The following is a 6,578-nucleotide window of genomic DNA, read 5'->3' on the forward strand; positions in this document are numbered from 1 at the left end:
TATCCGGCCTGCAGGGCAGGCGCTGCGCAGGCAGCCCCCTAAATTCGGTCGCGCGTGGTCTGGCGCCGGGTCTCGGTGTGGTTGGTGGGCGCGTGGGCCGACGCAAAGTAGGCGCGCGCATCCGCACAGTCCTTGGCAATGCCTGTTGTCAGGGCATCCAGACCGTCGTACTTGAGCTCGTCGTGCAGTTTGTGCAGCAGTTCCACCCGGACGATTTTACCGTACGCCCCTTCGGCCCCCAGTTCGGCGGGCCATTGCAGGCAGTGCGTCTCCAGCAGCACGCGTCCGCCATTCACGTCGTCGGGGTCCAGCGAGGGTCGCACACCCAGGTTGGCCACCCCCTGCAACGGCGTTTCACCCAGGCCATGCACGAGCACGGCGAAGATGCCGCTGGCGGCGGGTTTCCAGTGCGCAAAGCGCAGGTTCAGCGTGCGAAAGCCGTCGCCCGCACCCTCGGCCGTGGCGCCCAGTTCGCGCCCGAGCTTGCGGCCATGCACCACATGGCCCGAAATCGCGTAGGGCCGTCCCAGCAGGCGGGCCGCGGCCTCCATGTCGCCCTGGCCCAGGGCCTGGCGCACGGCAGAGCTCGACACGCGCAGCCCGTGCACCTCGTAGCTGTTCATGCGCGCCACGTCGAAGCCTTTGGCCTGGCCGGTGGTATCCAGCAGGGCGTAGTCGCCCGCGCGCTGGGCGCCGAAGCGGAAATCGTCGCCCACCAGCACATAGCGCACCCCAAGCCCCTTGAGCAGCACCTCGTCGATGAAGGCCTGGGGCGACTGGGCGGCCAGGCGCGCATCGAAGGGCAGCACCACCGTCTGCTGCACGCCGCAGCGTGCCAGCTCGGTGAGCTTGTCGCGCAGCGTGCCCACACGCGCGGGCGCCAGTTCGGGCTTGTGCAGGGCCCCGGCAAAGTAGTCGCGCGGGTGGGGCTCGAAGGTGAGCACGCAGCTTTCCACCCCCCGATGGGCGGCCTCGCTGTTGAGCAGGGCCAGCATGGCCTGGTGGCCGCGGTGCACGCCATCGAAGTTGCCGATGGTCAGCGCGCAGGCGGGGGCGATGCCGGGGTGGTGGAAGCCGCGGAAGATCTTCATGGACTTGTTATCTTTTTGATAGCAGCTTGGGCATATGGGTAAAGCACCAGACGCCAATCTGTCACGAAAACAGAGTATATTGTGTACTACGGGCCCGGCTGCGCAGCCGGGTCCGCGAGACATCCGCGTTCCGATTCCTTGTGTTCATTCTTGTTCCAGGAGGCGTGTTTTGAAGGTCTTGAAGCTGTCAGCCCAGGGGCTGCCCCAGTCGTGGATATCGCTGGAGCAGGCCGTCACCCACTATGCTGCCGACGAGGTGCGCTGGGAATCCGGCGGCCAGGTCGCGCTTTTCCGGGGTGGGCACAACGCGGTCACGGGCGAGCAGTCGGTGATCGCGGTCAACAGCATCATCGGCACCAAGGGCGTGCCCAGCATCAACCCCTTCGACCTCAAGCCCGGCCTGACCAACAGCAAGCTCTTCATCCGCGACCGCAATGTGTGCGCCTACTGCGGCGGCCATTTCCACGAAGACAACCTCACGCGCGAGCACATCGTGCCTTTTGCCCGCAACGGGCAGGACCACTGGATGAACGTAGTCACCGCCTGCCGGCCGTGCAACCACAGGAAGGGCCCGCGTACTCCCGAGCAGGCGCACATGCCGCTGCTCTACGCCCCGTACGTGCCCAGCCTGTGGGAAGACTTCATTCTGCGCAACCGCCGCATCCTGGCCGATCAAATGGAATTTTTGATGGCTCACGTACCGAAATCTTCGCGCTTGCTGGCATAGAGCAGGGCAGGCTCCGCACCTGCCCTGTCTGTTCAATACGTCAGTTCCAGAAACACCAGGTGCCCGCTGGCGGCCGGCCAGGTCTGGCCCACCACGCGTTCGCCATTGAACTGCGCGGCCACGCTGCGCTGGGGGCCCTCGGGCTTGATCTTGGCCGAGGCCACGCCAGCGCCGGCCGGCACGCCTGCGGGCGGGGCGCCGTCCAGCAGCATCTGGTCACGCGCCGGGTCCAGGTAGCCGCGCGGGCGGGTCATGCTGCCCACGCTGGCGGCAGCCGTGTCGGCGTCGGCGATGCGTTCGGCGCGCAGGTGCACGATGGCGCTGCTGCGCGGAAAGCCGCTGCGGTAGATGTGCGTGGTGGCATAGCCCGGGGCGGTGATGGCGAATTCCAGCGGCGCGCCCGTCGGCACGGCCACGGGGCCCCACTGGCCATCGGCCGCGACCGTGGTGCGCAGCAGCGCATTGCCGGTGCGGGCGCCTGTGGCCGGGTCGGTGGCAAACACCTCCAACTGGGCGCCGGGCAGGGGCAGGTTGTTGCTGAAATTGCCGGTTTTCGCGTCCAGCGGGTCCACACCGAGGCCCGTGACCTTGCCGGACAGGGCCACGCGCGCCTCGTTGGCGATGGCCGTGGAGGACGGCGCCTTGCCCGTGATGAACTGGTAGGCTGCGGCAAAAGCGGTGGGCGAGAACGAGGTCTCGCGGTGGTCGATGCGCGGGATCACCACGTTGGTGGCGCCCTTGAGCTCGGGCCCGGCCGCCGTGACATTCGTGGCCGTGCCTTTCTGGCCGATCCACAGGCCGTCGGGCTGGGCGAATTTGTCGTTGCTGTCCGAGCGCACGGTCATCCAGCGCACGGGGCCGGTGACCTCGTCGCCAGCGGCGTTCTTGGGCGCGTTCAGGCCCTTGAGGAAGGGGCCTGTGCCCGCGAACTCATTGCCTTCGCGAAAACCCGGAATCGCCCAGACGCCATGGTTGGGTGTGCCGCCCAGGATGGCATGGCTCACGGTCTGGTCTCCACCGCCGTTCTGGATGTAGTTGCGAATCGCGTTGCCGCCGCGCGAGTTGCCGATCAGCACCACCTTCTTCGCGCCGGTGGCCTTGAGCACCTTGTCCACCTCAGACTTGAGGTAGGCCATGTGCTCGGCCGCCGAGGTGCGCCCGGCCTGGGGCTTGGTGTCGTCGTCGCGGTTGAGCGGGTAGGGCACGTCGATGGCGTGCAGGCGCTCGCGCGGCCAGCCGTTGGACTCGAAGCGCCACACCGTGGTCTGCCACAGGGCTGCCGTGTCGCCGTTGCCGTGCACGAAGACGATGGGCGGAAGGCTGCTGTCCTGCAAAGGTGCCTGGCTGGCGCAGCCCGCAAGGGCCAGCGCTGTGGCGGCTGCGGCAATCAGTGCGGATCGGCGTTGCAGGGAAATCGTCGTCATCGTGTCCTTCTCCAGAAATGAAAAATGCCCGTGGACCGGGTGATCCACGAGCATGTCATGCGGGTGTTACGTGCCTGCGTCAGGCAAACACGCCCGCCGTGTCCTGCATGCGCGCCGACACCTCGCCCAGGTGGTGCAGCGTGTCGCCAAAGGCCATCTCCAGCTGCGTGAGCTTCTTGAAGTAGTGGCTGCCGATGTACTCGTCGGTCACGCCGATGCCGCCGTGCAGTTGCACCGACTGCTGGCCCACGAAGCGCATGGCCTGGCCCAGCTGCACCTTGGCGCGGGCCATGGCGGCGCGGCGCTCGGCGGCGGGGGCGCCCAGCTTGAGGCTGGCGTAGTAGCTCATCGAGCGCGCCAACTCCAGCTGCATCTTCATGTCGGCCACGCGGTGGCGCAGGGCCTGGAAGCTTGAGATCAGCACGCCGAACTGCTTGCGCTGGTTCATGTACTCGACGGTGCCGGCCACGGTCTTGTCCAGCACGCCCACGGCCTCGGCGCAGGTGGCGGCGATGCCGGTGTCCACGGCCAGCTCCAGGGCGGCTAGGCCGTCGGTGGTCACCAGGGTGGCGGGCGCGTTGGCCAACACCACCTCGGCGGCGCGGCTGCCGTCCTGCGTGACGTAGCCCTTCGTGGCGACGCCGCTGGCCGAGCGCTCCACCACGAACATCGCGATCTTGCCGTCGAGTTGGGCGGGCAGCAGGAAGGCATCGGCCTGGTCGCCCGCAGCCACGATGCTCTTGGTGCCGCTCACCGTATGGCCGCCCGCGGCTGCGGTGGCCGTGGCATCGCACACATCCAGGCGGTAGCGCGCCTTGCGCTCCTGCTGGGCCAGTACCACCAGCGCTTCGCCGCTGGCGATGCGCGGCAGCCAGGCGCCCTGCACCTCGGCGCTGCCGAACTCCGAGAGCACGGCGCTCGCGATAAAGGCCTGGGCCAGGGGCTCCAGCACCATGCCGCGCCCCAGCTCCTCGGCCACCACCATGGCATCCACGGCGGTCTGGCCCAGGCCGCCATGGGCCTCGGGCACGGTCAGGGCCGTCAGGCCCAGCTCGGCCAGTTCATTCCAGGCGTCGCGCGAGAATCCACCGGCCTCCACGGCCGCACGGCGGCGCTCGAAGCTGTAGCCCTTGTCCACCCATTTGCGCACGGCGTCGCGCAGCTGTTCCTGGTCGTCGGAAAAATCGAAATCCATGCTCTTGTCTCCTTAGCCAAGACCGGTCTGCGCCAAGATGTTGCGCTGCAACTCGTTAGAGCCGCCGTAGATGGTGGTCTTGCGCAGGTTGAAGTAGGTCGATGCCAGGGGCGCGTTGGCCGCCTCGCCGCCAGGGAAGTCGCCCTGCCAGCCGGCTTCCATGGCTTCCTCGATGAAGGGCAGGGCAAAGGGGCCCGCGGCCAGCATCATCAGCTCGGCATAGCGCTGCTGGATCTCGCTGCCGCGGATCTTGAGCAGGCCGGCGATGTCGAGCGAGTTCTTGCCCGACTTCTCGGCCGAGAGCACGCGCAGCACCAGCATTTCCAGGGCCACGATGTCCACTTCGAGCAGGGCCACCTGGTCGCGGAAACGCGTGTCTTCCCACAGGCCTTCGGCCTTGGCGATGCGCTTCAAACGCTCCAGTTCGCGCTTGCTGCGGTTCACGTCGGCGATGTTGGTGCGCTCGTGGCTCAGCAGGTGCTTGGCGTAGGTCCAGCCCTTGTTCTCTTCGCCGATCAGGTTCTCGGCCGGCACTTCGACGTTGTCGAAGAACACCTCGTTGACCTCGCACTCGCCATCGAGCAGCTTGATGGGGCGCACGGTCACGCCGGGCGACTTCATGTCCAGCAGCAGAAAGGAGATGCCGGTCTGCGGCTTGCCCTCGGTGCTGGTGCGCACCAGGTTGAACATCCAGTCGCCATGCTGGCCCAGCGTGGTCCAGGTCTTCTGGCCGTTGACGATGTACTTGTCGCCCACGCGCTCGGCGCGGGTCTTGACCGAGGCCAGATCCGAACCCGAACCCGGCTCGCTGTAGCCCTGGCTCCACCAGACTTCGCCGCTGGCGATGCCGGGCAGAAAGCGCTTTTGCTGCTCGGCATTGCCGAAGGCCATGATCACCGGGGCCACCATCACGGGGCCGAAAGGGATGATGCGTGGCGCGCCGGCCAGTGCGCACTCTTCTTCGAACAAATGCTTTTGCACGGCGGTCCAGCCGGGGCCGCCGAATTCCTTGGGCCAGCCGAAGCCAAGCCAGCCCTTCTTGCCCAGGATCTTGGCCCAGCCCTGCATGTCGTCGCGGGTCAGGCGCAGGGCGTTGTGCACCTTGTGCGAAATTTCGGGGGGCAGATTGCTGCGGACCCACGCGCGAACTTCTTCGCGGAAGGCCTGCTCTTCGGGGGTGAATGCGAGGTCCATACGGCTTGTCTCCTGAGAAGTCCTGTTTGTAGCACGGTCGTTCGTTTTATTCCTGTCCGGGTGGCGACATCGGGGCCTCGGGCGGGGCGATGCCCAGCTCGGCGCACAGCCGCTCCACCGTGGCCTGCAGGCCGGCCACCTGGGTCTCCAGGGCCGTCACACGCGCCTGCAGGGCCGACGGCGCTCCACCCCCTGCGGCACTGGCGGCGGCCGGGGCGGTGGTGTCCACCGGCCCGCACAGCAGGTGGGCCCAGCGCTGTTCGCGTGCTCCGGGAGCCCGGGGCAGCAGCACGACCAGCGGCCCGCCCTTCTCGGCGCTGCATTCCTGCAGCTCGTCGAGGAAGGCCTCGACCGACGAGATGTCGGCAAACCGGTACCAGCGTTCGGCATTGATGCGCAGCTCGCCCGCGGTCTGCGGACCGCGCAGCATCAAAAGGCCCAGCAGCACCGCCGACTGCTCGGGCACGCCCACGCCGCGCTGGAAGTTGTGCTCCCAGCGCGTGGTGCGGTTGCCGCTGGTCTCGAAGGCCAGCGTCTGCTGGCGCAGGGAGTCCAGGGCCTCCTGGACCTCTGCCTCGCTCAGGGTCATCACTGGGTCGCGGCTGGTCTTCTGGTTGCAGCCGGTCACCAGGCCGTTGAGCGACATCGGATAGCTGTCGGGCACGGTGCGGGCCTTTTCCATCAGCGTGGCCAGCACGCGGGCTTCGTTGGCGGTCAGGGGGCGGTTGGCGGGGTCGAAGGGCATGGCTGGGATAATCCGTGGCAATTTATGAAGAACATCGTGATTTTGATCTCTGGCAGCGGCTCCAACATGGCTGCCATCGTGCGCACTGCGCAGCAGGAGGACTGGGCGCGCCGCCACGGTGCCCGCGTGGCGGCCGTGCTGAGCAACAAGGCCGATGCCCCGGGCCTGGCCTTCGCGCGCGGCGAAGGCATTGCCGCCGAGG

General features: G+C 67.6%; 7 protein-coding genes. 2 read left to right on the forward strand and 5 right to left on the reverse strand.

All coding sequences use genetic code 11. From position 1 onward, the window contains the following. Window positions 1–38: 38 nt before the first annotated feature. Complete coding sequence (locus ACK59X_RS29430) at window positions 39–1,091, reverse strand: bifunctional riboflavin kinase/FAD synthetase (protein WP_409962158.1); 1,053 nt, start codon at window positions 1,089–1,091, stop codon at window positions 39–41. A gap of 169 nt (window positions 1,092–1,260) precedes the next feature. On the opposite strand from ACK59X_RS29430, the gene ACK59X_RS29435 reads away from it, so the two are divergent. Further along, window positions 1,261–1,818 (forward strand): HNH endonuclease, encoded by a 558-nt coding sequence (locus tag ACK59X_RS29435; RefSeq protein WP_409962160.1) that lies wholly within the window; start codon window positions 1,261–1,263, stop codon window positions 1,816–1,818. A 32-nt stretch (window positions 1,819–1,850) separates the two neighbouring features. On the opposite strand, the gene ACK59X_RS29440 is transcribed toward ACK59X_RS29435, so the two are convergent. From ACK59X_RS29440 to ACK59X_RS29455, 4 genes are all read right to left on the reverse strand, one after another. Beyond that, the gene (locus ACK59X_RS29440) at window positions 1,851–3,242 is read right to left on the reverse strand and encodes an alpha/beta fold hydrolase (protein WP_409962162.1); all 1,392 of its coding nucleotides are present in this window, start codon (window positions 3,240–3,242) and stop codon (window positions 1,851–1,853) included. Window positions 3,243–3,321: 79 nt separating this feature from the next. Continuing rightward, window positions 3,322–4,437: an acyl-CoA dehydrogenase family protein gene (locus ACK59X_RS29445; RefSeq protein WP_409962164.1), complete on the reverse strand. Its 1,116-nt coding sequence runs from the start codon at window positions 4,435–4,437 to the stop codon at window positions 3,322–3,324. A 12-nt stretch (window positions 4,438–4,449) separates the two neighbouring features. Beyond that, on the reverse strand, window positions 4,450–5,631 hold the full coding sequence (locus ACK59X_RS29450; RefSeq protein ID WP_409962166.1) for an acyl-CoA dehydrogenase family protein: 1,182 nt from the start codon (window positions 5,629–5,631) through the stop codon (window positions 4,450–4,452). 46 nt (window positions 5,632–5,677) lie between these two features. Beyond that, window positions 5,678–6,376: a YceH family protein gene (locus tag ACK59X_RS29455; protein ID WP_409962168.1), complete on the reverse strand. Its 699-nt coding sequence runs from the start codon at window positions 6,374–6,376 to the stop codon at window positions 5,678–5,680. 24 nt (window positions 6,377–6,400) lie between these two features. Between ACK59X_RS29455 and ACK59X_RS29460 the strand changes: the two genes are divergently transcribed. Beyond that, on the forward strand, window positions 6,401–6,578 hold a 178-nt coding region (locus ACK59X_RS29460), incomplete at its 3' end, for a formyltransferase family protein (RefSeq protein WP_409962171.1).

Origin of the sequence: Acidovorax sp., assembly GCF_046339755.1 — a bacterium.
In the GTDB taxonomy this organism is placed as follows: domain Bacteria; phylum Pseudomonadota; class Gammaproteobacteria; order Burkholderiales; family Burkholderiaceae_C; genus Acidovorax.